At 68.0% G+C, this 25,969-nt stretch carries 21 protein-coding genes; 10 read left to right on the plus strand and 11 right to left on the minus strand.

Features of this window, described 5'->3' with window-relative positions; genetic code table 11:
• Positions 1 to 16: 16 nt before the first annotated feature.
• Positions 17 to 1,339 (minus strand): hypothetical protein, encoded by a 1,323-nt coding sequence (locus tag AC1RTO_RS06460; RefSeq protein WP_493160019.1) that lies wholly within the window; start codon positions 1,337 to 1,339, stop codon positions 17 to 19.
• A gap of 165 nt (positions 1,340 to 1,504) precedes the next feature.
• Here AC1RTO_RS06460 and yaaA point away from each other — a divergent pair, with 165 nt between their 5' ends.
• The 6 genes from yaaA to AC1RTO_RS06490 all read left to right on the plus strand — a co-directional run bounded on the left by yaaA (position 1,505) and on the right by AC1RTO_RS06490 (position 7,316).
• On the plus strand, positions 1,505 to 2,245 hold the full coding sequence (yaaA, locus tag AC1RTO_RS06465; RefSeq protein WP_493160020.1) for a peroxide stress protein YaaA: 741 nt from the start codon (positions 1,505 to 1,507) through the stop codon (positions 2,243 to 2,245).
• On the plus strand, positions 2,227 to 2,943 hold the full coding sequence (locus AC1RTO_RS06470; RefSeq protein ID WP_493160021.1) for an SDR family NAD(P)-dependent oxidoreductase: 717 nt from the start codon (positions 2,227 to 2,229) through the stop codon (positions 2,941 to 2,943). Before yaaA ends, AC1RTO_RS06470 begins: the two co-directional genes overlap by 19 nt.
• Before the next feature lie 121 nt (positions 2,944 to 3,064).
• A complete protein-coding gene (locus tag AC1RTO_RS06475; RefSeq protein ID WP_493160022.1) occupies positions 3,065 to 3,352 on the plus strand; it encodes a hypothetical protein in 288 nt (95 codons plus the stop codon).
• Positions 3,353 to 3,477: 125 nt separating this feature from the next.
• The gene (gyrA, locus tag AC1RTO_RS06480) at positions 3,478 to 6,288 is read left to right on the plus strand and encodes a DNA gyrase subunit A (RefSeq protein ID WP_493160023.1); all 2,811 of its coding nucleotides are present in this window, start codon (positions 3,478 to 3,480) and stop codon (positions 6,286 to 6,288) included.
• Positions 6,285 to 6,638 (plus strand): DUF952 domain-containing protein, encoded by a 354-nt coding sequence (locus AC1RTO_RS06485; protein WP_493160024.1) that lies wholly within the window; start codon positions 6,285 to 6,287, stop codon positions 6,636 to 6,638. Before gyrA ends, AC1RTO_RS06485 begins: the two co-directional genes overlap by 4 nt.
• 96 nt (positions 6,639 to 6,734) lie before the next feature.
• Complete coding sequence (locus AC1RTO_RS06490) at positions 6,735 to 7,316, plus strand: hypothetical protein (protein WP_493160025.1); 582 nt, start codon at positions 6,735 to 6,737, stop codon at positions 7,314 to 7,316.
• 120 nt (positions 7,317 to 7,436) lie between these two features.
• Here the strand turns inward: AC1RTO_RS06490 and alaS are convergent, their stop codons facing one another.
• From alaS to AC1RTO_RS06505, 3 genes are read right to left on the minus strand one after another with little or no spacing between them, the layout of a single operon-like run.
• The gene (gene alaS, locus AC1RTO_RS06495) at positions 7,437 to 10,097 is read right to left on the minus strand and encodes an alanine--tRNA ligase (protein WP_493160026.1); all 2,661 of its coding nucleotides are present in this window, start codon (positions 10,095 to 10,097) and stop codon (positions 7,437 to 7,439) included.
• 12 nt (positions 10,098 to 10,109) lie between these two features.
• Positions 10,110 to 10,811 carry a phytanoyl-CoA dioxygenase family protein gene (locus AC1RTO_RS06500; protein ID WP_493160027.1) on the minus strand — a complete coding sequence of 234 codons (702 nt, stop codon included), beginning with the start codon at positions 10,809 to 10,811 and terminating at the stop codon, positions 10,110 to 10,112.
• A complete protein-coding gene (locus AC1RTO_RS06505) occupies positions 10,808 to 12,067 on the minus strand; it encodes a M24 family metallopeptidase (RefSeq protein ID WP_493160028.1) in 1,260 nt (419 codons plus the stop codon). Before AC1RTO_RS06505 ends, AC1RTO_RS06500 begins: the two co-directional genes overlap by 4 nt.
• 71 nt (positions 12,068 to 12,138) lie before the next feature.
• Here AC1RTO_RS06505 and AC1RTO_RS06510 point away from each other — a divergent pair, with 71 nt between their 5' ends.
• Entirely contained in the window at positions 12,139 to 13,455 is a 1,317-nt protein-coding gene (locus AC1RTO_RS06510) for a dicarboxylate/amino acid:cation symporter (RefSeq protein WP_493160029.1), read from the plus strand.
• Between the two features lie 15 nt (positions 13,456 to 13,470).
• Here the strand turns inward: AC1RTO_RS06510 and AC1RTO_RS06515 are convergent, their stop codons facing one another.
• The 6 genes from AC1RTO_RS06515 to AC1RTO_RS06540 form a co-directional block, all read right to left on the minus strand.
• The gene (locus tag AC1RTO_RS06515; RefSeq protein WP_493160030.1) at positions 13,471 to 14,103 is read right to left on the minus strand and encodes a glutathione S-transferase family protein; all 633 of its coding nucleotides are present in this window, start codon (positions 14,101 to 14,103) and stop codon (positions 13,471 to 13,473) included.
• A 14-nt stretch (positions 14,104 to 14,117) separates the two neighbouring features.
• On the minus strand, positions 14,118 to 14,942 hold the full coding sequence (locus tag AC1RTO_RS06520) for a class I SAM-dependent methyltransferase (RefSeq protein WP_493160031.1): 825 nt from the start codon (positions 14,940 to 14,942) through the stop codon (positions 14,118 to 14,120).
• 835 nt (positions 14,943 to 15,777) lie between these two features.
• Positions 15,778 to 16,851, minus strand: coding sequence for a recombinase RecA (gene recA, locus AC1RTO_RS06525; protein WP_493160032.1), 1,074 nt, complete (start codon positions 16,849 to 16,851; stop codon positions 15,778 to 15,780).
• Positions 16,852 to 16,978: 127 nt separating this feature from the next.
• Positions 16,979 to 17,809: a 4-(cytidine 5'-diphospho)-2-C-methyl-D-erythritol kinase gene (locus tag AC1RTO_RS06530; RefSeq protein WP_493160033.1), complete on the minus strand. Its 831-nt coding sequence runs from the start codon at positions 17,807 to 17,809 to the stop codon at positions 16,979 to 16,981.
• On the minus strand, positions 17,806 to 19,416 hold the full coding sequence (locus AC1RTO_RS06535; protein ID WP_493160034.1) for a tetratricopeptide repeat protein: 1,611 nt from the start codon (positions 19,414 to 19,416) through the stop codon (positions 17,806 to 17,808). Before AC1RTO_RS06535 ends, AC1RTO_RS06530 begins: the two co-directional genes overlap by 4 nt.
• Positions 19,388 to 21,043: an electron transfer flavoprotein-ubiquinone oxidoreductase gene (locus tag AC1RTO_RS06540; protein WP_493160035.1), complete on the minus strand. Its 1,656-nt coding sequence runs from the start codon at positions 21,041 to 21,043 to the stop codon at positions 19,388 to 19,390. Before AC1RTO_RS06540 ends, AC1RTO_RS06535 begins: the two co-directional genes overlap by 29 nt.
• Before the next feature lie 164 nt (positions 21,044 to 21,207).
• Here AC1RTO_RS06540 and AC1RTO_RS06545 point away from each other — a divergent pair, with 164 nt between their 5' ends.
• Together AC1RTO_RS06545 and AC1RTO_RS06550 are read left to right on the plus strand one after the other, a co-directional pair.
• A complete protein-coding gene (locus AC1RTO_RS06545; RefSeq protein ID WP_493160036.1) occupies positions 21,208 to 21,915 on the plus strand; it encodes a uracil-DNA glycosylase in 708 nt (235 codons plus the stop codon).
• A 35-nt stretch (positions 21,916 to 21,950) separates the two neighbouring features.
• Positions 21,951 to 23,741: a lytic transglycosylase domain-containing protein gene (locus tag AC1RTO_RS06550; protein WP_493160349.1), complete on the plus strand. Its 1,791-nt coding sequence runs from the start codon at positions 21,951 to 21,953 to the stop codon at positions 23,739 to 23,741.
• 45 nt (positions 23,742 to 23,786) lie between these two features.
• Here the strand turns inward: AC1RTO_RS06550 and AC1RTO_RS06555 are convergent, their stop codons facing one another.
• Positions 23,787 to 24,119, minus strand: a complete 333-nt coding sequence (locus AC1RTO_RS06555) for a hypothetical protein (RefSeq protein WP_493160037.1) — start codon at positions 24,117 to 24,119, stop codon at positions 23,787 to 23,789.
• Between the two features lie 167 nt (positions 24,120 to 24,286).
• Between AC1RTO_RS06555 and AC1RTO_RS06560 the strand changes: the two genes are divergently transcribed.
• On the plus strand, positions 24,287 to 25,879 hold the full coding sequence (locus AC1RTO_RS06560; RefSeq protein WP_493160038.1) for a long-chain fatty acid--CoA ligase: 1,593 nt from the start codon (positions 24,287 to 24,289) through the stop codon (positions 25,877 to 25,879).
• The last annotated feature ends 90 nt before the right edge of the window (positions 25,880 to 25,969 follow it).

The following is a 25,969-nucleotide window of genomic DNA, read 5'->3' on the forward strand; positions in this document are numbered from 1 at the left end:
GTATGATCGAGCCCGATTACGCTGCCGGAGCAGCCGCCGCGGCCGGCGACGAACCGACCTGCGTCCAGGTCGTCCACAGCGCCGCGATGCCCGCACGCGGATTGCCGGTGACGGCACCGAACGCCGCCTGCGCACCGGCCTTGTCGCCCGACCGCGCCAGCGCGATGCCGAGACGGGTGTTCACCTCGTTCGCATCCACACCGCCCTTGCCGAGCGCCGCACGGTAGAGTTCGGCCGCCTTGGCATAATTGTTCTGGCCAAGGTAAGCGTCGCCCGTCGATGCGGCGATCTTGCCGTCCTTCGCCGCCAGCGCCTGCTTCTCGCTGTTGGCGAGCGAACCTTCCGCCTTGATCGCGGTGTTCGCGGCGGTCAGCAGCCCCTTGGAGAAGGTGCTCGACGCCGGGATCCGGCCCGCCGCCATGCCTTCCTTCAGCACCGCGGCCGCCTCATAGGGGTTGCCGCGATCGTAGACGCTCTTCGCGTAATCCTCGTACATCGCCTGGTCCGGCATCGCACCGGCGGCGCGCATCAGGCGGTACAGGTCGACGTTCTGCGCCTTGTCGGGCGCGGCGAGGCTGTTCTGCGCAAAGGCATATTGCAGGATGACGTCGCGCCACACCTTGGCATTCGGATAGGCCGCCACATACTTCTGCATCCAGGCGAGCGTTTCCGGCGCCATCTTCTTGCCGTTCGCCGTCGCGATGCCGAAGCGGTAATAGGCTTCCGGCACGGGCTGGCCAGCCGCCTTCTGCGCGGCGATGAACCGGTCGAGGTCGGCGAGGCCGCCTGCGGTGTCACCCGCCTGCACCTTCACCTTGGCGAGCTGCAGGTCGAAATCCGGGCTGGAATAGCCGGCCTGCTTCGCTTGCGTGAAGTATTGCGTCGCCACCGGATACTGGCCACTGTTGTAGGCGAGCTGGCCGCGGCGGAACAGATAGCGGCCACGATCGGCGGCCGGCGTCGACTTGGCGGTCAGCAGCGCGTCGAGCGGCTTGGCGAGGACGGTCTCGTCCAGCGGCGCCTTCGGATTGGCCGCCTGGGCGATCGCCAGCTTGGTGTTCTCAAGGTCGTAGCGGAGCGCGGCGGCGATATACTTGTCGTCGTCGGTCGTCGCCGCGGTTTCGATCTGCGCGACGAGCGGCTCGGCGGTGGCGGGGGTGCGCGCCTTGATCGCTTCCTGCGCCTGGAAGGCGATCGCCTGCACCGGCTTGCTGAGCTTGAAGCCCGGTGCCGCCTGCTCTTCCTTCTTGTCCTTGGCCGCCGCGGGAGCGACGATCGCAAGGCCACTCACGCCGGTGGCCAGCACCGCGGCAAGCGCGAGCTTCGAAAGGGTCTTCATGCTAACTCTCTCTCCAACAAGTAGGGACATCGCTGCCGCTAACGTTCGCAGGCCTCTAACGGTCCGTCGCGGGCCATTCAAGCAAAGCGATGGAGCGTTTTGCATGGCGCAGGGCCGCTGAACGACGATTGAACGCGCCCGCCATGACCGCTACCGGCGGTGGCGATGATCGCGATTATCTCCCCCGCCAAGACGCTCGACTATGAGACGCCCCTGCCCGACCTGACGCCGACGACGCCGCGCTTCGCGGCGGAAGCGGACAGGCTAGCGGCGGCGGCATCGCATCTGACCCAGAAAAAGCTGTCCGAGCTGATGCATATCTCGCCCGCGCTGGCGAAGCTGAACGCCGACCGGTTCCGCGATTTCGCCGACGCGCCCGAACGGCCGGCGCTGTTCGCCTTTGCCGGCGACGTGTACACCGGGCTCGATGCCGGCACGCTGGAGCCGGAGGCGCTGCCGTTCGCGCAGGATCATCTGCGGATGCTGTCGGGACTTTACGGCCTGCTGCGGCCGCTCGACCTGATGCGCCCCTATCGGCTGGAGATGGGGACGCGCTGGGCGCCGCGGGTCAAGAAGCTGACCGACTGGTGGGGCGACCGGATCGCCGGGGCATTGGCCGAGGACGTCGTGGCGGATGGCTCGGGCGTGGTGCTGAACCTCGCCAGCCAGGAATATTGGGCGGCGGTCGACGGCAGGCTTCCCGCCGGGATCCGTGTCGTCGCGGTGGACTTTCGCGACGGCGATCGCTTCGTCAGCTTTCACGCCAAGAAGGCACGCGGGCTGATGGCACGCTGGATGATCGAGCATCGCATCACCGATATCGAGGCGATGAAGGGCTTCGACAGCGCCGGCTATGCCTATGACGCGGACGCCAGCACCGCCGACCAATGGCGGTTCGCGCGATGAGCGGCGGCAGCACCAGCGCGGTGATCGTCGGCGCGTCCGGCGGGATCGGCGCGGCGGTGTGCGAGGCGATCGTCGACGAGGGCGCCTATGACGTCGTCCATGCGCTGTCGCGGTCGGGCGAGGCGTCGATCGACATCGAGGACGAAGCGAGCGTCGCCGCTGCTGCCGCGCGAATCGCCGCTGGTCCCGCGCCGTCGCTGGTGATCGTCGCCACCGGCCTGCTTCACGACGGCGACCGCGCGCCCGAGAAGAGCTATCGCGAGCTGGACGCGGCGTGGCTCGCCAAGACGCTGGCGGTCAATGCGATCGGTCCGGCGCTGGTCGCCAGGCATTTGCTGCCGCTGATGCCCCGGCAGGGCCGCACGGTATTCGCCGTGCTGTCGGCACGGATCGGCAGCATATCCGACAACCGGCTGGGCGGCTGGTACGGCTATCGCATGGCCAAGGCGGCGCTCAACCAACTGGTCCGGACGCTGAGCATCGAGGAGAAGCGGCGCAACGATCGCGCGATCGTCGTCGGACTGCACCCGGGCACGGTCGATACCGCGCTCTCGAGGCCGTTCCAGGGCAACGTCCGCCCCGGCACCCTGTTCGCGCCCGATCGCGCCGCATCGCAGCTGCTCGACGTGATCGACGGGCTGAAGGTCACGGACAGCGGCCGGTTGTTCGATTTCGAGGGAAAGGAGGTCGCGCCCTGATCGCGGCCCGGCGGAAATGACGCAAACGTCATGGTCCGGCCACTTCCCCGTCAGTCGCATCGGCGCACCCCGTCCTCACGACGACGCGGCCCCTGCCGCGTCCGCCGGTGGAGATGATCCCATGACCAGATCCCTGCCCTTCGCCCTGCTCGCCGCCGCCTCGCTGTGCTGCGGGTCCGCCGCATTTGCTACCGGTGGTCAGACGGCCGTGCGAACGACCGCAACCAGCCGCACCACCACGACCACCAGGCCCGTGATCGGCAAGCCGACCGTCGCGACCCGGACGACGACGAAACCGACCACCGCGGCCAAGGGGCGGATGGTGACCGTCAAGACCAGCACCGGCAAAACCGTGACCTATGATTGCGGGAAGGCGGGCAACGCCGGCAAGACCGCCTGCAAGAAGTGAGCGTCGCCCGCGCTTTGTGAGCCCCCACGCGCACGTACGCGCAGGTGCGTACGTGCGCGTGACTTTCGCGTCACGGCGGCTTACAGGATCGGCACACATCTGTAACAATCCGAAAGCGTATTGCCTTGGCCGACGAGACCACACTCGCCGAACCCCCCTCCCATCACGATGGCATCTCGACGATCTCCATCGTCGATGAGATGAAGACGAGCTATCTCGACTATGCGATGAGCGTCATCGTCGCGCGCGCGCTGCCCGACGTGCGCGACGGCCTGAAGCCGGTGCACCGGCGCATCCTGTTCTCCGCACAGGAAAACGGCTTCCTGTTCAACCGCCCATATCGCAAGTCCGCGCGCATCGTCGGTGACGTGATCGGTAAATATCACCCGCACGGCGACCAGTCGATCTACGACGCCTTGGCGCGGATGACGCAGGACTGGGCGATGCGGCTGCCGCTGATCGACGGTCAGGGCAACTTCGGCTCGATGGACCCCGATCCGCCCGCCGCGATGCGCTATACCGAGGCGCGTCTGGCGCGGTCCGCCAGTTACCTGATGGACGATCTCGACAAGGATACCGTCGATTTCCAGCCGAACTACGACGCCAGCGAGCGCGAGCCGCAGGTGTTGCCGGCACGCTTCCCCAACCTGCTGGTCAACGGCGCGGGCGGCATCGCCGTCGGCATGGCAACCAATATCCCGCCGCACAATCTCGGCGAAGTCATCGACGCCTGCTTGGCCTATATCGACAATGGCGCGATCACGATCGACGAATTGATCGAGATCGTGCCGGGGCCGGACTTCCCGACCGGCGCGATCATCCTCGGCAAGGCGGGCGCACGCTCGGCATACCATACCGGCCGCGGCTCGATCATCGTCCGCTCGCGCCACATCGTCGAGGAGAGCCGCGGCGACCGGCGCTCGATCGTGCTGACCGCCATCCCCTTCCAGCAGGGCAAGAACGCACTGGTCGAGAAGATCGCCGAGGCGGCGAAGGACAAGCGGATCGAGGGCGTCAGCGACATCCGCGACGAGTCGAACCGCGAAGGCGTGCGCATCGTCATCGACCTGAAGCGCGACGCGACGCCGGAAGTGGTGCTCAACCAATTGTGGCGGCACACGCCGGCGCAGGGCTCGTTCCCCGCCAACATGCTCGCGATCCGCGGCGGCCGGCCGGAAACGCTGAACCTCAAGGACATCATCCAGGCGTTCGTCCAGTTCCGCGAACAGGTCATCACCCGCCGGTCGAAGTTCGAGCTCAACAAGGCGCGCGACCGCGCCCACATCCTGCTCGGCCTGGTGATCGCGGTCACCAATCTCGACGAGGTGGTGCGAATCATCCGCGGCTCGGGCAGCCCGGCCGAAGCCCGCGCCGCGCTGCTGGCGCGCGAATGGCCGATCGCCGAGATCGCGCCCTATCTCAGTCTGGTCGAGGCGGTCGAGGGCACGCAGGCGGGCGACGGCTACACGCTGTCGGACACGCAGGTTCGCGCGATCCTCGACCTGCGCCTGCATCGCCTCACCGCGCTGGGGCGCGACGAGATCGGTGAGGAACTCAAGGGGCTGGCCGATTCGATCGCCGCGCTGCTCGAGATCCTCGGCAATCGCGTTCGCCTCTACGAGGTGATGCGCGAGGAGCTGGTCGACGTCCGCTCGATCTTCGCGACGCCGCGCCGCACGGAGATCGCCGCGGCGGCCGACGGCATCGACGACGAAGACCTGATCGAGCGCGAGGAGATGGTCGTCACCGTCACCGTGCAGGGCTATATCAAGCGTACTCCGCTCGACGCCTTCCGCGCGCAGAAGCGCGGCGGCAAGGGCCGCGCCGGCATGGCGACGAAGGAAGAGGATGCGATCACCTCGCTCTTCGTCACCTCGACGCACACGCCGGTGCTGTTCTTCAGCAACCACGGCAAGGTCTACCGCAAGAAGGTCTGGCGCCTGCCCGAGGGCGGACCGGCGACGCGCGGCCGGCCGATGATAAACCTGCTCCCCCTCGCCGAGGGGGAGACGATCTCCACCGTGCTGCCCCTGCCAGAGGACGAGACGCGCTGGGGCGACCTGCACGTCATGTTCGCGACCGCCAACGGTACGGTGCGGCGCAACGCGATGGACGCGTTCGCCAACATCCCGACCAACGGCAAGCTGGCGATGCGCTTCGACGAGGGCAGCGACGACAAGCTGATCGGCGTCGCTGTGCTGACCGAGACGGACGACGTGCTGCTGGCGACGCGCAACGGCAAGGCGATCCGCTTCGCCGCGACCGACGTCCGCGAATTCCAGAGCCGCACCTCGACCGGCGTGCGCGGCGTCAGCCTGATCGGCGACGACGAGGTCATCAGCCTGTCGATCCTGCGCGGCTTCGCGGCGACCACCGAGGAGCGCGAGCAATATCTGAAGGCCGCGGCGTGGAAGGAGGGCGAGCGCGAAGCCGCGCTGCCCCCCGAGCGGATGGCGGAGTTCGAGGCGGCGGAGGAATTCATCCTCACCGTCACCCAGAACGGCTTCGGCAAGCGGACGTCGGCCTATGAATATCGCCGCACCAACCGCGGCGGCCAGGGCATCACCAACATCGTCTCGGCCGGGCGCAACGGGCCGGTCGTCGCGAGCTTCCCCGCGCATTCGGGCGAGCAGCTGATGCTGGTCACCGATCAGGCGAAGCTGATCCGCATGTCGGTCGGCGACGTCCGCGTCACTGGGCGCAACACGCAGGGCGTGACGCTGTTCAGCGTGGCGAAGGACGAGCATGTCGTCTCCGCCGCCCGGATCGACGAGGAGGAAGAGCCCGAGAACGAGGCCGAGGCGATCGTCGCCGAGGAGCTTGGCGATGCGCCTGCCTCGCCGGCCGAGGATGCGCTGATCGTCGACGACGGCACCGGGCCGCAGACGATGGACGAGGCAGTCGACGAGACGGACGACGGGGAGGACGAGGCGTGAGCGACCTTCCCACCACCGCCTACAAGGTGCTGACCGCCGAGCAGATGGCGACGCTGGAGCGTGAAGGCAGCTTTGCGGGCGCGCCGGTCGATCTGGCGGATGGCTACATCCACATGTCGACCGCGGCGCAGCTGACCGAAACCGTCGACAAGCATTTCGCGGGGCAAAGCGACCTGCACGTCGCCGCGGTCGATCTGGGCAGCTTCGGCGAATCGCTCAAATGGGAGGAATCGCGCGGCGGCCAGCTGTTCCCGCATCTGTACGAGCCGCTGCTGCTCGAAACGGTGATTGCCTACTCGCCGCTGAGACGAGCCGAGGACGGGACGGTCCGTTTACCCGTAACCGGCTGATCCCGTTAGGAACTCCGCTCGCCGATCAGGGCGGGCGGAACCGCATCGGACATACCATCGTTTCCCTGTCACAACGACAGAAGATGGAGAATCCCCATGCGTACCCTAGCCCTGACGATCGGCAGCCTGATGATGGTGCCCGCCGCGGCTCTGGCACAGCAAGCCACGCCGGCCCCGGGCGCCGCAGCGCCTGCCGCCTCTGCCGCCACCGCCCCGACGGTCGGCGCGACGATCTATGACAGCGCCGGCGTGTCGCTCGGCACCGTTGCCAGCATCACGCCCCAGGCCGTGATCCTCAACACCGGCACCGCGCAAGTCCCGGTTCCCCCCGCGTCGATCGGGAAGACCGACAAGGGCTTCGCGATGGCGATGACGAAGGCCGATCTCGACGCGGCGGTCGCCAGTTCGCAGGCTCAGGCGCAGGCCGCGGTGAAGGCGAAGCTTGTCCCCGGCACGGCGGTGTCCGGCCTGCAGGGCGCGCCGCTAGGCACGATCAAGTCGGCGGACGCGCAGTTCGTGACGCTCACCACCACCAAGGGCGACGTCAAGCTGCCGATCGCGGGCTTCTCGGCTGACGCCAGTGGCAAAGTGATCGCCGGCATCACCGCGGACCAGCTGGCCGCCGCCACCGCCGGGGCGAGTGCGAACGCCACGACGAGCAGCGCCGCACCCAAGTAAGCGGTTCGCGTTCGACGACGATACGGGGAGGGTTAGCGCCCTTCCCGTTTCTGTTTCAGCCGCCATAATTTCAAATGGGTGATGGGATCACAGTCCGTTCCCATACACCCCGGCCCGGCCTCACGCCGCCAGCGGCTGCTCCGCCAGCGCAGCGCGGATCGCGTCGACCGCGTCGGCCGCCTTCGACCCGTCCGGTCCGCCGCCCTGCGCCATGTCGGGCCGGCCACCGCCACCCTGCCCGCCGAGCACCGACACCGCCTTGCGGAGCAGATCGACCGCGTTGAAACGGCCCGTCAGGTCGTCGCTCACCCCGACCGCGATCGAGGCACGCCCGTCGTTGACCGCGACCATCACCGCGATGCCCGATCCGTCCAGGCGCTGTCTGGCGTCGTCGACCGCGCCGCGCAGGCCCTTGGCCTCGAAGCCGTCGAGCACCTGTCCGATGAACGCGACGCCGCCGATATCCTCGGGACCTGCCGCCGCGCCGCCGCTGCCGCCGCCCATCGCCAGCGCCTTCTTCGCCTCGGCGAGTTCGCGCTCCAGCCGGCGACGCTCGTCGAGCAGCGCGACAACGCGCGCCGGCACCTCGTCGGGCGTCGTCTTCAGCGCGGTCGCTGCCTCGCGCAGGCGGTCGTCGCGCGCGGTCAGATAGGCGCGCGCCGCCTCGCCGGTCAGCGCCTCGACGCGGCGGACGCCGGACGACACCGCGCCCTCGCTCACCACCTTGAACAGGCCGATATCGCCGAGCGCATTGACGTGGGTGCCACCGCACAGCTCGACCGAATAGGTCTTGCCGCCGTCCTCGCTGCCCATCGACACGACACGGACCTCGTCGCCGTATTTCTCGCCAAACAGCGCCATCGCGCCCTCGGCGATCGCCTCGTCCGGGGTCATCAGCCGCGTGGTGACGCTGCCGTTGCCGCGGATCTGCGCGTTCACCGCCGCTTCCGCATCGGCGAGTTCCGCCGGCGTCATCGCGACCGGATGCGACACGTCGAAGCGGAGGCGCTCGGGCGCGACGAGCGAGCCCTTCTGCGCGACATGCGTGCCGAGCCGCTGACGCAACGCCTCGTGCAGCAGATGCGTCGCCGAATGGTTGGCGCGGATCTGCGCGCGGCGCGCCACGTCGATCTGGAGCCTCACGGCATCGCCGACCTTGATCTCGCCCGCCTCGATGCTGGCGTGATGGACGGAGATGCGGCCGAGTTGCTTCGACGTCTCGCCGACCTGCGCACGCAGGCCCGCCTCGGTGGAGATGGTGCCGGCATCGCCGACCTGTCCGCCGCTTTCGCCGTAGAAGGGCGTCTGGTTGACGATGATCGCGACGCTGTCGCCGGCGCCGGCCCGATTTACGCGCGCGCCATCCTTGACCAGCGCGACCACCTCGCCCTCGCCGACGTCGGCGCTATAACCGATGAATTCGGTCGAGCCGGTTTCTTCGGCGATGTCGAACCACAGATCGTCGGACGCCTTGGCGCCCGAGCCCTTCCATGCGGCGCGGGCGGCGCGCTTCTGCTCGGCCATCGCCACGTCGAAACCGGCGCGATCCACGGACAGGCCACGCTCGCGCAGCGCATCCTCGGTCAGATCATAGGGGAAGCCGAACGTGTCGTAGAGACGGAACGCGGTTTCGCCGGCGAGCGTGTCGCCGGTCTGCATTCCCGCGGTCGCCTCATCGAGCAGCTTCAGGCCCTTGTCGAGCGTCTTGCGGAACTGCGTCTCTTCCTGCCGCAGCGTCGCCTCAATCAGCGGCTGCGCGCGAACGAGCTCGGGATAGGCGGCGCCCATCTCGGCGACCAGCGCCGGGACCAGCCGGTGCATCAACGGTTCCTTCGCGCCGAGCAGATGCGCGTGCCGCATCGCACGCCGCATGATCCGGCGCAGCACGTAGCCACGGCCTTCGTTCGCCGGCAGCACGCCGTCGGCGACGAGGAACCCGGACGAACGAAGATGATCGGCGATGACGCGATGCGACGCCTTGCGCGGCCCCTCCGCATCGGTGCCGGTCAGCGAGGTCGAGGCCGCAATCAGCGCCTTGAACGTATCGGTGTCATAATTGTCGGTGACGCCCTGCAGCACCGCCGCGATCCGCTCCAGCCCCATGCCGGTGTCGATCGACTTCTTGGGCAGCTCGCCGACGATCTCGTTGGCATCCTGCTCATATTGCATGAACACGAGGTTCCAGATCTCAACGAAGCGATCGCCATCCTCGTCCGGGCTGCCGGGAGGGCCGCCGGGGATATGGGCGCCGTGATCGTAGAAGATCTCCGAACAGGGGCCGCACGGGCCGCTGTCGCCCATCGCCCAGAAATTGTCCTTCGTCGCGATGCGGATGATCCGCTCGTCGGGCAGATATTTCGTCCAGAGCGCGTGCGCCTCGTCATCGGTGTGATAGACGGTCGCGGTCAGCTTCTCGGCCGGAATGCCCCAGACACCGGTCAGCAGCGTCCAGGCATGATGGATCGCCTGTTCCTTGAAATAATCGCCGAACGAGAAATTGCCGAGCATTTCGAAGAAGGTATGGTGGCGCGCGGTATAGCCGACATTGTCGAGGTCGTTATGCTTGCCGCCGGCGCGGACCGACTTCTGGCTGCTCGTCGCCGTGACATAGGGGCGTGATTCAAGCCCGGTGAAGACGTTCTTGAACGGCACCATCCCCGCATTGACGAACATCAGCGTCGGGTCGTTCTGCGGCACGAGCGGCGCGGACGGCACGATCGTATGCCCCTGCGATGCGAAATAGTCGAGGAAGCCGCGGCGGATGTCGTTGGTCGAGGTCATAGCGGTAGCGACTTAGGCGAGAGACGGCCCGCCCTCAAGCGCCGTTCGTTGCGCATCCGCCGCCCAGCGCAGACCACCCGGCAGATCGCAACCCGCGATGTCCATTTGCAGGACGCGGCGTCGCGACCCGGATGCCGCGCGCGCCGAACCGTGGAGGATCGGCGTCGCATAGAACCAGACGCTGCCCGCTTCCGCCAGACACACCGCGTGTCCAGAGTGGCCGACGACGCCGTCGATCGCTTCCTCCGCGACATAGCCGAGCCGGTGGGACCCCGGCGCGACGCACAACGGCGCATTGTCCTGCCCGACGGGATCGAGGTGGATGCGGATGGTCAGCATCGTGGCGAGAAGCTCGATCGGCGGCGCGGTGTGCAGGCGGCCCTGTTTCACCGTCCATGGACCGTAGCCGGGGACGTCGATCCGCTCGGCGACCTCGATCGTGCGGTCCTGATGCCAGCCGAGCGCCCAGTTCGCGCCATCGCGCTTGTCGAACAGCAACGCGCGGACCGGCCTCGCCCGCGGGCCGAGCAGATCGCGCAACGCCGGCCGGATCGCCCGAAAGGCGGCAAGGCCATCGCAGATCGCCGGATCGATCCGCAGTCCTGGCCGGTCGACCATCAACTGTGCAAACAGCCGTTCGATCTCAGCGCGGCCGACCGCGTCGATCCGCCCCGGCCATAGCACAAAGCCCGCATCGGCGAGCGCTGCCCTCATGCCAGTGGCGCATCGATCGACGTCGGCGGGGTGCTGAACCAGCTAGGTCCCTCCGCGGTCATGTGGAAGCAATCCTCCAGCCGGACGCCGAAGCGGCCGGGCAGATAGATGCCGGGTTCGTTGGAGAAACACATACCGGGCGCCAGTCGCGTCGGTTCGCCGCGGACGAGATTGACGGGTTCGTGCCCGTCCATACCGATACCGTGACCGGTACGATGCGACAGACCGGGCAGCTTGTAGTCGGGGCCGTAGCCGAGCGCGGTGTAATAAGCCCGCACCGCATCGTCGACGCTGCCCGCACTGGCGCCGAGCTTCGCCGCGGACAGCGCGACCTGCTGGCCGCGAGCGGCATCGGCCCAGACCTTGCGCTGGTCGGCGGTGGCGCGGCCCTTCGGCACCCAGGTGCGCGACACGTCGGACTGATAGCCCTGCACGGTACAGCCGCAATCCATCAACAGGATCTGGTCGGGCGCGATCCGATGCACCTCGCGGCTGCCATGCGGTAGCGCGGCGGCGGGACCGATCAGGGCGAGGGCGAACTGGGGGTCGCCACCAAGCCTGCGTGTCGCCGCGGTCATCAGCGCGCCGATCTCCGTGCCGGTCATCCTCGTTTCGATCCGGGGCGCGAGCCAGCGATAGGCCGCCAGCGTCACGTCGGTCGCCGTCTGCATCAATGTCAGCTCGGCCGGCGTCTTGACCATGCGGCAGCCGCGCACGACCGGGTTGGCGCTGACCTGACGCATGGCCGGCGCGAAGCGGGCAAGGTCGGCGGGGATGAAGGTGCGCGTCGTCTCCTCGATGCCGATCGGCAGGCGGTCGAGGCGGCGCTCCTTCAGCCAGGCGGCGACGATCGCCAGGGCATTGCCGTCCTCCTGCCACACCCGCACCTCGGCGGGAACGGCCAGCGTCTGGCGGACCGAGGGTTCCTCGAAGAAGGGCGTGACGATCAGCGGCTGGCCCTCGCGGGGCAGGATCGCCAGCGTCGGGCGTTCGCTGCGGCCCCAGCGGACGCCGGTGAAATAGACCATCGACGATCCGGGCTCGATCAACACCGCGCCCATGCCGTTCGCGCGCATCAGCGCCTGCGCGCGCGACAGGCGACGGGCGCGTTCGTCCGGGCCGATCGGCACCGCGCCGGTCGTGATATCGCGCAGGTCGGACAGGTCCGGTTCGGCGGCACGCAGCACGCCGGTAGACAGCAGCGGTATCGCGGCTAAACCGGCGAGCAACGTGCGGCGGGAGGGGGAGACGACCATCGCAGATCGATAGGGCGCTTGACCCTGGACCCGCAATCCCCTTCCCTGCCGGCAAATTTGGGAGTGCGTGCATGGCCAAGCGGCTGACTGTGTTTATCGTGATCGGCCTGCTGCTCGGCATCGTCACGGGATTGGCGATCAACGGATGGCTCGACGATGGCACCCCCGTCGCTGCCGAGCGGCTGAAGGCGATCGCCGGCTATTTCTCGATCGGCACGACGATCTTCCTGCGTCTCATCAAGATGATCATCGCGCCGCTGGTGTTGGCCACGCTGGTCAGCGGCATCGCGCAGATGGGCGACACCGCGGCGCTGGGGCGGGTCGGCGCCAAGGCGATCGGCTGGTTCGTCTGCGCCAGCCTGCTGTCGCTCGGTCTCGGGCTGATCCTCGTCAACGCGATCCAGCCGGGGGTCGGTATCAACCTGCCGCTGCCGCCGGTCGGGGCGGATGCGGGCGTGTCGACCGACGCGTTCAGCCTCGCCAAGTTCATCACCCATATCGTGCCGGCGTCGATGATCGAGGCGATGGCGACCAACGAGATCCTGCAGATCGTCGTCTTCTCGATCTTTGTCGGCGTCGCGATCACCGCGGTCGGCGACGTCGCCAAGCCGCTGGTCCGCGCGGTCGAGGCGCTGGTCGCGATCATGCTCCAGATCACCGACTACGTCATGCGCTTCGCGCCGATCGCAGTGTTCTGCGCCGTCACCGCGACGCTCGCCGAGCGCGGCGCCGGGGTGATCGGGCAGCTCGCCTTCTTCATGGGCAGCTTCTACCTCGCGCTGATGATCCTGTGGGCGATCCTGCTGGGGATCGGCTTCCTGTTCATCGGGCCGCGCATCCGCGAGCTCGTCCGCTATATCCGCGAACCGTTGCTGGTGGCGTTCACCACCGCCTCGTCGGAGGCCGCCTATCCGCGCATGCTGGAGGCGCTCGACCGGTTCGGGGTGCCGCCGAAGATCGCCAGCTTCGTGCTGCCGCTGGGCTATTCGTTCAACCTCGACGGATCGATGATGTACGTGACGTTCGCGTCGATGTTCATCGCCCAGGCCTATGGCATCGACATGCCGCTGGGGACGCAGATCGCGATGCTGCTGTTCCTGATGATCTCGTCCAAGGGGATCGCCGCGGTGCCGCGTGCCAGTCTCGTCGTGATCGCGGCGGTGCTGCCGGTGTTCGACATTCCGGAGGCGGGCTTGCTGCTGATCCTCGCGATCGACCATTTCCTCGACATGGGCCGCACCGCGACCAACGTGATCGGCAATGCGGTGGCGAGCGCGGTGGTGGCGAAGTGGGAGGGCGGATTCGATCCCCGCGAACCCGCCGAGATCGATCCGCCGCGGGCACCGTCGCATGTGCCAGAACCGCCCGCGCCGACCAGCTTCCGCTGATCGGCAGCGGGGGCGTCACGCGTAGGCGTAGGGGCCGCCCTTGGCGAGGGCGGCCTGATAGGCCGGGCGGGCGTGAACCTTCTCCAGCCAGGCGATCGTCGCCGGGCGCGAGGCGTCGAGCCCCGCCCGGCTGCGCGCCGCCTCGATCGGGAAGCTCATCATGATATCGGCGGCCGTCATCTCATTGCCCGCGAACCAGGGACGCTGCGCCAGTTCCGATTCGACGTAATCGAGGTGGACGTCGATCATCGGCTGGATACGCTTGATGGCCGGCTTGCCCATCAATGGAATGCGGCTGAGCACCAGCTTGAGGAACAGCGGCGGCATCATCGATCCTTCCGCATAATGCAGCCAGAACCGATACCGCAGCGCCGAATCGCGATGCGCGGGCGGGCCGAGGCGGCCGTCTGCCTTCTCGACCAGATATTCGACGATCGCGCCGGTTTCGGCGACGACATGACCGGTGCCGTCATCGTCCTCGATCACCGGCGACTTGCCGAGCGGATGCACGCGCTTCAGTTCGGGCGGCGCGAGCATCGTCGTCCGATTGCGCTCGTAGCGCTCGATCCGATAGTCGAGGCCGAGTTCCTCGAGCATCCAGAGCACCCGTTGCGACCGGCTGTTTTCGAGATGGTGGACGACGATCATGCTCTCTCCCTTTGTCAGGCGGTGGCCCGCCAGATCCATGCCGACGCCGGAAAGGCGACGGTGCTGCCGGTGCGATAACGTTCCAGCACGGCTTTGAGCCGCGCGTCCAGCGTGACGGGATCGGCGGTCTGTTGCAGCATGGAAGCGAGCGGACCGATACGGCGGAAGAAGGCGGCGGCGTCCGCCACCGGATCGTCGCCCTCGCCGGCGAGATAGCTGAAATCGACACGGGCGTGGCTGCCGATCGTCCAGCCGGCGTGTTCGAGGATGGCGGCGGTGACCGATGGATCGGAGAAGCCGAACGGGCCGGGCGCATAGCCGGTCGGGACCGGCGGGCGAATGCCGGCGACCTCTTCGACGAGGTCGGACGCCCAGACATTGTCGGCGCGGTCGCGGAAGCAGGAGAAGACCAAGGCCGCACCCGGTCGGCTCGCCGCCCGCAAGTCGGTGAAAGCGGCGACGGGGTCCGCGAAGAACATGACGCCGTGGCGCGACACCAGCAGGTCGAGCGGCGCCAGCGTCCGGGCGACGTCGGTCGCATCGCCGAGGCGGAAGGCGAGATTGCCATGCCCTGCTCCGCGACCACCGGCGACCGAGACCAGTTCGGGAGACAGGTCGACGCCGGTGACGCTCGCTTCCGGGCGGGAACGAGCCAGCGCGAGGCTGGTCGAGCCTGCGCCGCAACCGATATCGAGGCTGCGAAACGCGCCGGCCGGCGCGGACGCAAGGATCGCGGCGTCGAGGTGCGGCGTCAGGCCGGCGAAGGACCGGTCGGTCCGCTCCCATTCGGTCGCCCAGGTCTGACCGACGCGGCCTGTCCAGTCGAAGGCGGAGGTCATCGCAGGGGCTCCAAACAGGGTAACGGGGAAGGCGGCGCCAGCAAGCAGGCTCTCCGGGGTTGGTGGGGATACACATGCAGAACCAAGGCTAGTTCGCGCAATGCAAGACGGTTGCACGTCACCCGTTGGAGGAACGTGTCGCCCTCTTCGGCTATCGAACGAATCATCAGCGCACTGTTCCGGTCAGGGACACGATCGTTGCGGGCGTTCCAAGATCACACCAATACGCTTCACCGCCAGAGCCGAACGATATCAGGCGACACCAGCGCATGTCCGTCGTTTGCGCGCAGACGGAAATCCATGGCACCAGCATGTCGATACCAGTTTGCGAGGTCGATGTGCACGGATTCCCGCCAACGGGCACGATGGGGCCGATCCAGGCATCCACGCTGAATAACAATTGTTCGAGCTAACCCGGCGACCATCGGTCCGGCTTTGATCCGGATCGACATTCGGCTTCGGGGCTTTCTTTAGCGACAGAAGACAGTTCGGGCCGAGACGGAGGTGTCGCACTCGGCAAAACAAGGGCCTTTCCGGTCATCGCATCGAAACATCACGGCCACGCGGCCACGCGGCCACGCACGAAACACCTCCGCGTCCTCGGCGCCTTCGCGCGAACACCAAAACCTTTTCCAACACGCGGCGATGAGCATGAATATCGATGCGCCCCGACATCCTCCGCCCCGGCAGCACCATGGATGCCGGAATATAGCCCGCATGACAGACCGAACGACATGGCGGTTCACCGCCAATCAGGCGTCACCAGCGCTCGCCACGAAAAAGGCCCGCCGTTCCCGGCGAGCCCCTTTTCGTATCCCGACAGGATGCGACCGCATCAGATGTCGTCTTCGGCGTCCGGACCGGTCATCATCTCTTCGGCGACCTTCTCGGTGCGCTGGCGGATCGCCTTTTCGAGGCGGTCGGCCATCTCCGGATGCTCGCGCAGATAGGTCTTCGAATTCTCGCGGCCCTGGCCGATGCGCACGCTGTCGTAGCTGAACCAGGCACCCGATTTCTCGACGAGGCCTGCCTTGACGCCGAGGTCGAGAATCTCGCCGATCTTGGAGATACCCTCCCCGTACATGATGTCGAATTCCACCTGCTTGAACGGCGGCGCGACCTTGTTCTTGACGACCTTCACGCGGGTCGCGTTGCCGGTCACCTCTTCCTTGTCCTTGATCGCACCGGTGCGACGGATATCGAGACGGACCGAGGCGTAGAACTTGAGCGCATTGCCGCCCGTCGTCGTTTCCGGATTGCCGTACATCACGCCGATCTTCATGCGCAGCTGGTTGATGAAGATCACCATGCAGCGCGAACGGCTGATCGAGCCGGTCAGCTTGCGGAGGCTCTGCGACATCAGGCGCGCCTGCAGGCCGACGTGGCTGTCGCCCATCTCACCCTCGATTTCGGCGCGCGGCACCAGCGCGGCGACCGAATCGACCACCAGCACGTCGATCGCGTTGGAGCGGACGAGCGTGTCGACGATCTCCAGCGCCTGTTCGCCCGTATCAGGCTGCGAGACGATCAGTTCGTCGATGTTGACGCCCAGCTTCTTGGCATAGACCGGGTCGAGCGCATGTTCGGCGTCGACGAAGGCGGCGGTGCCGCCCCCCTTCTGCGCCTCGGCAATGACGTGCAGCGCAAGTGTGGTCTTGCCCGAGGATTCAGGACCATAGACCTCGATCACGCGGCCGCGCGGCAGGCCGCCGACCCCGAGCGCGATATCGAGCCCCAGGGATCCGGTGGAGATCGTCTCGACCTCCATCGATTGTTTCGCGCCGAGCTTCATCGCCGAGCCCTTGCCGAAGGCACGGTCGATCTGGGCCAGGGCGGCGTCGAGCGCCTTCTGGCGGTCGGTGGATGCGGTTGCCATGCCGGTATCGATCACTTTCAGATTGGCGGCCATCGGGAGCTTCCCTCGCTAGAGCAAGCGCGCCATCGGGGCAACGCGTCTGTTCGCTATGTACGATGTTTGTTCCTGCGGAACAAGAGGGGAACTTCTGTCGACGATCGAACAGGTTGGACCCGTCGTCCTAGGTCAGCGTGGTGGCGAGCGTCCACCATTGCGGCATCGCCGCCGCCGCCGAGTCGCGTGCGCCGGCGTCGTCGAACAGCGCGAAGCAGGTGGCGCCGCTGCCGGACATACGCGCGAGCCGCACGCCGTCAGCCCCCTCCAACGCCGACAGTACGTCGGCGATCAGCGGCGCCAGCGCCAGCGCGGCTGGCTGGAGGTCGTTGCGGCCGGCGATGGCGCGGGCGAGCAGGTCGCCTTCGCCCGCGATGCCGCCGCGATCCTCCCCGTCCCAGCGGGCAAAGACCGCACCGGTCGACACCGCGACGCCGGGGTTGACCAGCAGCAGAGGCGTGCCGGCAAGCCCCTGCACCGGGATCAGCGCCTCACCCTTGCCGGTGCCGAGCGTGGTGCGCCCGAGCAGGCAGGCGGGAACGTCGGCACCGAGGCGTTCGGCAATGACGAACAGGCGGGGGTCCACGGGCGCGATCGCGTGCAGCCTTGCGAGCGCGCGGAGCGTGGCCGCGGCATCGGCCGAGCCGCCGCCGATGCCGCTGGCGATCGGCAGATGCTTGTCGAGCGTGATCGCATGGCCCTGCCGGACGTCGAAGGTGTCGCAAAAGGCACGCGCCGCCGTCTCGACCAGATTCCCCGCGCCATCGACGGGCGCATGCAGCGCCGCGGCGAAGGGACCGGTGATTGCGAAGCTGTCGATCGCCGCCGGCGTCACCGTCACCGTGTCGCCATCGGCGGCGAAGGCGAACAGCGTCTCCAGTTCGTGATACCCGTCCGGGCGGCGATGGCGGACGTGGAGGGCGAGATTGATCTTGGCGGGGGCGCGTTCGACGATCACTTGGCGGGCAATCCCTGGACGATCTTGGTGGACAGGCGCGCCTGATCGGCCGCCACCGCCGTCAGCGCGGCGGCGCGCCAGGCGTAGCGCGCCTCGTACCGGCGGCCGACGGTCCAGTACAGATCGCCGAGGTGTTCGCCGATCTCCGCGTTGATCGGGTCGCCCGCGGCAGCGCGCTCGATCAGCGGCATCGCCCGCGCGGTATCGCCGTTAATGAAATAGGCCCAGCCCAGCGAGTCGGCGATCGACGCATCGTCAGGCTTGAGCGCGCGGGCACGTTCCAGCATCGCGATCGATTCCCGCACGTCGATCCCGCGTTCCGCCTGCGCGTAACCGAGATAGTTGAGCGCCAGCGGTTCGCGCGGCGCGATGGCGACCGCCTTCTGCAGCGCCGCCCGCGCGCCGGGCCAGTCGCCCGCCTGTTCCAACGCACCGCCATATTGCAGCCAGCCGGTCCATTCCGCCGGATCGGCATCGAGGACACGGCGATACCAGGCGGCGGCGTCGGCATGGCGGTTCGCATTGGTCAGCCGGTCGGCATAGGTCTGCCAGTCGGCGACGGTCGCACCGTCGCGCGTCGCGGCGCTGCGGGCGAGCGCCAGCGCCTCGTCGTCGCGGCCCGCATTGGCGAGGATCGTGATCCGCGCCGCCGCCGCGGTTGTCGCGAAGGGGCTGGCGGCCGGCATCTTGTCCAGCGTCGTCAGCGCCAGCGCAGTGGCGCCATCCTTGGCGAGCGCCGAGGCGAGGAGCAGCCGCGCACGGTCGTTGGCGGGGCTGGCGATCAATGCGGTCCGGGACAGCGCGATCGACAGCGTCGGCGCATCCTGTTCGGCAAGATCGCTGGCGATCCGCCCGAGCAGCCGCGACACGCCGAAGCCGAGCGTCGGCTTCGCCGGCGTTCCCTGCCGCAGCGCCGCGAAGACGGGATCGCCGCCCGCGAGCAGCGTGCGCGCCCGATCGGCATGGCCATTGCCGAACAGCAATTGCGCCGCGGACAGGCGCAGGTCGATCGGCGATCCGGTTTCGCGCAGCGCCTGCACCGCCGCCAATCCGCCGTCGACATCGCCACGCGCAATCTGGAGCAACGCGGCGGTTTCGGCAGCTAGGCGCTGGGCGACCGGGTTCTTACCCGCGCCGGCGGAGGCGAGCGCAGGCGCCGGGTTCTGCCCACGACCATAAGCGATCCAGGCACGCAACGAGGGGCCGAGCACCGCGAGCGGCGTCGCGGCGAGCGCGCCGACCGCCTGTTCCGCCGCGACGGCATCGTTGCGCGCGGCGGCGATGGCGAGCGGCAGCAACGGCAGGTCGGCGGGGGCATCGGTGGTGCCGCGCAGCACCGCGGCGGCGCGCGTCGCCAGCGCGATATCGTTCGTCGCCAGCGCCTCGCGATAGGCGCGGGCGGCGATCGCGGTGCTGGTCGGCGCGCCGGCCAGCGCGCGGGCGTACCCTGCGGCGGCGATCGCGCTATGGCCGTCCGCATCGGCGGCGCGCGCCTTCAGATAATCGGCGATACGGGACGTATCGGCCCCCGCCGGCGCGATCGCACCAAGGCTGAGGACCGATGCGAGGAACAGACGCTTACATGTTGGGATAGTTCGGGCCTCCACCGCCCTCGGGTACAACCCAGTTGATGTTCTGGGTCGGGTCCTTGATGTCGCAGGTCTTGCAGTGGACGCAATTCTGCGCGTTGATGACGAACTTGGGGTCGCCGGTATCCTGACCCACGATCTCGTAAACGCCGGCGGGGCAATAGCGTTGCGCGGGCTCGTCGTACATCGGCAGGTCGTATTCGACCGGCACGTCGGGATCCTTCAGCGTCAGGTGGACCGGCTGATCCTCCTCATGGTTCGTGTTCGACAGGAACACCGAGGACAGGCGGTCGAAGGTCAGCACACCGTCGGGCTTGGGATAGATCGGCGGCTTGACCATGTCCTTGCGCCACAGGCTCTCGTGGTCGGGATGATGCTTCATTGTAAACGGCATCCTGATGCCGAAATGCTCGAGCCACATGGTGACGCCGGCGAGACCCGAACCGAGGAAATCGCCGAACTTCTTGACGAGCGGCACGACGTTGCGGACGACCGACAGCTCCTTGTGCAGCCACGATGCCTCGAACGCCACCGTATAGGCGACCAGTTCGTCATGCTCGCGCTGCGACAGGATCGCGTCCGCTGCGGCCTCCGCCGCCATCATGCCCGATTTCATCGCGCCGTGCGTGCCCTTCAGCCGCGGCACGTTGAGGAAGCCCGCCGAACAGCCGATCAGCGCGCCACCCGGGAAGACCAGCTTTGGGATCGACTGCAGGCCGCCGTCGTTGATCGCACGCGCGCCATAGGAGACGCGCTTGCCACCCTTGAGGATCGCCGCAATCTCGGGATGCGTCTTCCACTTCTGCATCTCCTGGAACGGCGACAGATAGGGGTTGCTGTAGTTGAGCCAGGTGACGAAGCCGAGGCTCACCTGCCCGTTCGCCTGATGATACAGCCAGCTGCCGCCATTGGCGTCGTCGCTGAGTGGCCAGCCCTGCGTATGTATAACCCGCCCGGGGCTGTGCAGTGCGGGATCGATATCCCACAATTCCTTTATGCCGAGGCCATAGACCTGCGGCTGCGCATCCTTCGCCAGATCGAAGGTGCGGATCACCTCCTTGGTCAAATGGCCGCGCACGCCCTCGGCGAAGAAGGTGTATTTGGCATGAAGCTCCAGTCCCGGCGTATAATCGCCCTTGTGCGTGCCGTCGCGGGCGACGCCCATGTCGCCGGTGGCGACGCCCTTCACGCGGCCCTGTTCGTCGAACAGGATCTCCGCCGCGGCGAAGCCCGGGAAGATCTCGACGCCCAGTTCCTCGGCCTTGCCCGCCAGCCAGCGGCACAGATTGCCGAGGCTGCCGGTATAGGTGCCCTTGTTGTGCATGAACGGCGGCGTGAGGAATTCCGGCAGCGTGCGCTTCGCCGTTGCGGTCAGCACCCAGTGATGGTTCTCCGTCACCGGCACCTCGGCCAACGGACAGCCCTGCTCGCGCCAGTCGGGCAGCAGCTCGTCGAGGCTGCGCGGATCGATCACCGCCCCCGACAGGATATGCGCGCCGACCTCCGAGCCCTTTTCCAGCACGCAGACCGAAAGGTCCGCGCCCTGTTCGGCCGCGACCTGCTTGAAGCGGATCGCCGCGGACAGCCCCGCAGGGCCGGCGCCGACGATCACCACGTCATAGGGCATCGATTCACGTGTCGACATCATTCCACTCCCGCGGGACCAATTCTTGCTGTTGTCGGCGGCTTGAAAAGCGTTCAGGCGCAGGGCGACAACGTCTCGTCTCCGAACCGCGATCGGACAAGTTGACGAAAACGTCAACCTACAGAAAAAGGGAATGCGTGGGGGCCGATCAACATCTCGACTGGATGAGCAGCGCTGCAAGCGCGCTCGACTGGTGGCAGGAAGCGGGCGTCGACGTGCTCGTCGAGGATGCCCCCCGCGACTGGCTGGCCGAACCGATGGCGGCACCGGTGGCGTTCACCGCTTTGCTCCCGGCCGTGCCCGTGCATGTGCCGGCGGCGCTACCCGACACCTTGGCCGATTTCATCGCATGGCGGCTGGGCGATGCGGTACCGGAGGTCGAATGGCGCGGGGTGTCGATCGCCGCATCGGGTCCGGCGGACGCCAATGTGATGGTGCTGGTCGATTGTCCGGACAAGGACGATGGCGCGGCGGGAATGCTGATGACGGGCCAGACCGGCGCGCTGTTCGACCGGATGCTGGCCGCGATCGGCCTGTCGCGCGAGACGATCCACCTCGCCGCGGTGTGCGCGAGGCGCCCGGTGGCGGGGCGGATGCCGCGCGAGGTCGAGGCACGGCTGGCCGAGATTTCGCGACACCATATCGGCCTCGTCGCGCCCAAACGGCTGCTCCTGCTCGGCAATGCGGCGAGCCGTGCCATTCTGGGGGCGGAAATGCCGGGGACGCGCGGATCTTTACACCCGTTTAACCATAGACGTGGTGAAACCGGCGTGGTCGCCAGCTTTCATCCGCGCTTCCTGATCGAGAAGCCGGCGGCGAAGGCGGAAGCCTGGAAGGATCTGCAATTGCTGATGGGGGGAGTATCCGCGTGACCCGCAAGCTGGCGCTGACGTTTGGAACGGCCGCGATGATGATGGCGGCGCTGCCCGCCGGCGCGGACCCGTCCGCGGCCCCTGCGGGAGACGCCAGGCTGGCGGCGACCGGCACCCCCGATCGCATCCCCGACCAGCTCGATGCCGGTCAGCGCGAGGGCTATCGCGCGGTGTTCCAGGCGATCCGCGACGGCAAGTGGCAGGATGCGCAGATCGGGCTGGACGCGATGAAGCCCGGTCCGCTGCATGCCATCGCCCGCGCCGAACTCTACACCGCCAAGGGATCGCCGCGGATCGAGCTGGAACCGCTGATGGCGGTGCTCAACGAGGCACCCGAACTGCCGCAGGCGGCCGACCTCGCCCGGCTCGCCAAGGCACGCGGTGCGAGCGAACTGCCCCCCCTGCCCCAGGCACAGCGGCTGATCTGGCAGGATGGCGCCCCCCGCCGGGTGCGCGCGAAGGCGACGAAGAGCGACGAGATCGCCGCCGATCTCGCGACGAAGATGCAGCCGTTCGTCAAGGCGGACATGGCGCTGGACGCACAGGCGTTGCTCGACGGCACGCAGGGGCTGACGCCGGAGGCGCAGACCGAATGGCAGGCGAAGGTCGCCTGGATGTATTTCCTGACCGGCGACGACGCCAGCGCGCGCAGCATGGCGGCGAAGGCGGCGAACGGCGCGGGCGACTGGGCGGTGCAGGGTCGCTGGACGGGATCGCTGGCGGCGTGGCGGCAGAACGACTGCGCCGCGGCGGAAAGTGGTTTCGAGGGCGTCGCGGCCCGGGCGACCGACGTCGATCTGCGCGCGGCGGCGCTCTATTGGGCATCGCGCGCCGACATCGTCTGCGGCCGGCCCGACAGGGTGCAGGCGCGGCTGCAGTCGGCGGCGCAATTCTCCGAGAGCTTCTACGGCCAATTGTCGCGTCAGGCGCTGCTCATCAAGGACAAGGGCAAGCCCTCGACGCAGGTCGTCGCAGCGGACTGGGCGCGGCTCGACAAGCGGCCCAACATCCGCGTCGCCGCGGCACTGGCGGAGATCGGCGAAACCGACCTCGCCGACAGCGTCGTGCGGCAGCAGGCGCGGATCGGCGATCCGTCCGAATTCGGCAGCCTCGTTCGCGTCGCCGAGGCGCTGAGCTTGCCAGCGACGACGGTGTGGCTGGCGCACAATTGTCCGCAGGGTGTCGTCGCGACCGCGGAGGCACGCTATCCGACGCCGAACTGGACCCCGTCGAGCGGCTGGCGCGTCGACAAGGCGCTCGTCTACGCCCACACGCTGGAAGAAAGCGGCTTCCGCAACAAGGTGGTCAGCCCCGCCGGCGCCTATGGCCTGATGCAGATCATGCCCGCGGCAGCAACAGACTATTCGCGCGAAAAGGGCCTGCCGCTCGACAAGTCGGCGCTGACCCGGCCGGCGACCAACATGGACATCGGCCAGCGGCATCTGGAGCGGCTGCGCGACATGGCGGGCGTCACCGGCGGACTGCTGCCCAAGGTGATCGCCGCTTATAACGCCGGCCCGCGACCAGTCGGCGACTGGAATGCGATCGTCCACGATAACGGCGATCCCCTGCTCTATATCGAGAGCATCCCCTATTGGGAGACGCGCGGCTATGTGACGACGGTGCTGCGCAATTACTGGATGTACGAGGCGCAGGGCGGGCGGAAGGCCTCGGTCAGCCGCTCCGCGCTCGCGCAGGGCCTGTGGCCGCGCTTCCCCGGCCTGCCGGGTGCCGCCGCGGTGCGCGTCGCCGCGCGCCCGACCGCGACGGCGATCGCGGTGAACGGCAGCGTCAGCCCGCAGTCGACCACCGTCTCGACGAACTGATTCCCCGCCGGTCCGCGCGGGAGGCACGGATATCTCGGCGGCGTGTCACGGTTGCTGCACGACCGTCATCACCCCCGCACTCCCCTCGCGCTTCGGCCGCAGCACCAGGCGGAACCCGCCCCCGGCCGGCCGCCGGCCGACCAGGATACGCGCGGTCGATGACGTCTCATAGCCCGCCCGGCGCGCCGCGACGGCATAAGCGGCGCGGAACGCCGCCGGCGGCAGCGGGCTCGCGATGCGGTATACGTCCGTCTGCGCGCGGCCCCTGGACGCCGGCGCGATGTCCATGCCGACCAGCAATGTGCCGTCGGGCGGCGTGATCCCGCCGATCGGGGGCAGCAGCGCGGCTGCGACCAACGCCAGCCATGCAAGGGTCATCACCCGCTCCTTCTGAGGCATTGCAAGCCTAGGCCCGCTCCCTCGCCGGAGCAACGCCGGCCCGCGGCAATCATTCATCACGCGCACGGGATTGCCCTCGCTGATGCGTCCGGTATGGTTTCACCGATGAGGAGGCGCGATCAGCGCCCTGTTCTTAGGAGGAAGCGATGCTCGGCGGGATGCAGGATTTCGAACTTCGGGTATCGACGCTGATCGACCATGCCGCGCGCGAGCACGGAGCCCGCGAGATCGTCACCCGCTGGGCCGACGGCACCGAATCCCGCAGCGACTGGCGCGGCGTGGCGCATGACGCGCGGCGGCTCGCGCAGGCGCTCGAACGGCTCGGCTGCAGGCCCGGCGACCGGATCGCGACGCTGGCGATGAACCACGGCCACCACCTCGCCGCCTGGTATGGCGCGATCGGCATGGGCGGGGTGATCCACACGATCAATCCGCGCCTGTTCGACGACCAGCTCGTCTATATCGCCAACCATGCCGAAGACCGCGTGCTGTTCTACGACCGCGCCTTCCAGCCGATCGTCGACCGATTGCGCGATCGCTGGACGACGATCGACCATTATGTCGTGATGGACGGCGACGGCCCCGGCACCTTCCGCGCGCTGATCGAGGCGGAGGACGGCGATTACGCCTGGGTCGAGGGCGGCGAGCGCGAACCATGCATGCTCTGCTACACCAGCGGCACGACGGGCCATCCCAAGGGCGTGTTGTACGAGCATCGCTCGACCTTGCTGCACGCGATGCTGGTCGTGTCCCCCGCCGTCCTGTCGCTGTCGTCGGCGTCGGTACTGCTACCGGTGGTGCCGATGTTCCACGCCGCGGCCTGGGGCACGCCGTTCGCCGCGCCGCTGGCGGGGGCGAAACTGGTCTTTTCCGCGGTGAACGACGCAAAGGTGCTCTGCGACCTGATGAACCGCGAGGGCGTCACCATCTCGTCGGGCGTGCCGACGGTATGGCTGGCGTTGTTCGCGCATATCGACGCGACCGGCGACACGCCGCGCGCGCTCCGGCTGGCGACGATCGGCGGGTCGGCGGCGCCGCGCGCGATGATCGAGCGGCTGATGGATATGGGTGTCGAGGTGAAACACCTGTGGGGGATGACCGAAACCTCGCCGGTCGCGACCGCGGGGGCGCCGCCGCTCGGCTGGGAAGACTGGCCAAAGGATCGCAAGCTCGATTTCCTGATGAAACAGGGTCAGATCCCGTTCGGCATCGAACTGACGGTGATCGGCGACGACGGCAGCCACCTGCCCCGCGACGGGAGCAGCGCCGGGCGGCTGCACATCCGCGGGCCGTGGATCGTGAAGCGCTATTTCGGCGCCGAGGCGGAGGCGATCGATGCGGACGGCTGGTTCGACACCGGCGACGTCGCGGTGATTCACCCGGACGGCACGATGCAGATCACCGACCGGTCGAAGGACGTCATCAAATCGGGCGGCGAATGGATCAGCTCGGTGGACCTCGAAAATGCCGCGATCGGCTGCCCCGGGGTCGCCGAAGCGGCGGCGATCGGGATCGCGCATCCCAGATGGGACGAACGCCCGCTGCTGATCGTCGTCCGCAAACCGGACAGCGACGTGGGCGAGCATGAGATCGTCGCCCATCTGTCAGGCGTCGTGGCGAAATGGTGGTTGCCCGATGCGGTCGTGTTCGTCGACAGCCTGCCGCACACCGCCACCGGCAAGCTGCTCAAGACCGCGCTACGCGACCAGTTCAAGGATTACCGGCTGGTCGCCGCCTGAACGCCCGGGCCGCCGCCCGACGCTGGTGCTGGTGCCGTCGATCGTGAAGCTTTGGTTTGCCGTCGCCTGTCGATCAAGGGCTGACTTTTG

The sequence above is a fragment of the Sphingomonas sp. GW821-FHT10F09 genome (assembly GCF_058809195.1).

Coding starts and splice junctions, on each gene's coding strand:
- AC1RTO_RS06520 (WP_493160031.1), bottom strand. CDS start 14,942: ATGACCTCCGCCTTCGACTGGACAGGCCGCGTCGGTCAGACCTGGGCG.
- yaaA (WP_493160020.1), top strand. CDS start 1,505: ATGATCGCGATTATCTCCCCCGCCAAGACGCTCGACTATGAGACGCCC.
- AC1RTO_RS06540 (WP_493160035.1), bottom strand. CDS start 21,043: ATGTCGACACGTGAATCGATGCCCTATGACGTGGTGATCGTCGGCGCC.
- AC1RTO_RS06515 (WP_493160030.1), bottom strand. CDS start 14,103: ATGATCGTCGTCCACCATCTCGAAAACAGCCGGTCGCAACGGGTGCTC.
- AC1RTO_RS06475 (WP_493160022.1), top strand. CDS start 3,065: ATGACCAGATCCCTGCCCTTCGCCCTGCTCGCCGCCGCCTCGCTGTGC.
- AC1RTO_RS06470 (WP_493160021.1), top strand. CDS start 2,227: ATGGCGGTTCGCGCGATGAGCGGCGGCAGCACCAGCGCGGTGATCGTC.
- AC1RTO_RS06460 (WP_493160019.1), bottom strand. CDS start 1,339: ATGAAGACCCTTTCGAAGCTCGCGCTTGCCGCGGTGCTGGCCACCGGC.
- AC1RTO_RS06555 (WP_493160037.1), bottom strand. CDS start 24,119: ATGACCCTTGCATGGCTGGCGTTGGTCGCAGCCGCGCTGCTGCCCCCG.
- AC1RTO_RS06490 (WP_493160025.1), top strand. CDS start 6,735: ATGCGTACCCTAGCCCTGACGATCGGCAGCCTGATGATGGTGCCCGCC.
- AC1RTO_RS06550 (WP_493160349.1), top strand. CDS start 21,951: ATGATGATGGCGGCGCTGCCCGCCGGCGCGGACCCGTCCGCGGCCCCT.
- AC1RTO_RS06500 (WP_493160027.1), bottom strand. CDS start 10,811: ATGAGGGCAGCGCTCGCCGATGCGGGCTTTGTGCTATGGCCGGGGCGG.
- alaS (WP_493160026.1), bottom strand. CDS start 10,097: ATGACCTCGACCAACGACATCCGCCGCGGCTTCCTCGACTATTTCGCA.
- AC1RTO_RS06505 (WP_493160028.1), bottom strand. CDS start 12,067: ATGGTCGTCTCCCCCTCCCGCCGCACGTTGCTCGCCGGTTTAGCCGCG.
- AC1RTO_RS06560 (WP_493160038.1), top strand. CDS start 24,287: ATGCTCGGCGGGATGCAGGATTTCGAACTTCGGGTATCGACGCTGATC.
- AC1RTO_RS06510 (WP_493160029.1), top strand. CDS start 12,139: ATGGCCAAGCGGCTGACTGTGTTTATCGTGATCGGCCTGCTGCTCGGC.
- recA (WP_493160032.1), bottom strand. CDS start 16,851: ATGGCCGCCAATCTGAAAGTGATCGATACCGGCATGGCAACCGCATCC.
- AC1RTO_RS06545 (WP_493160036.1), top strand. CDS start 21,208: ATGAGCAGCGCTGCAAGCGCGCTCGACTGGTGGCAGGAAGCGGGCGTC.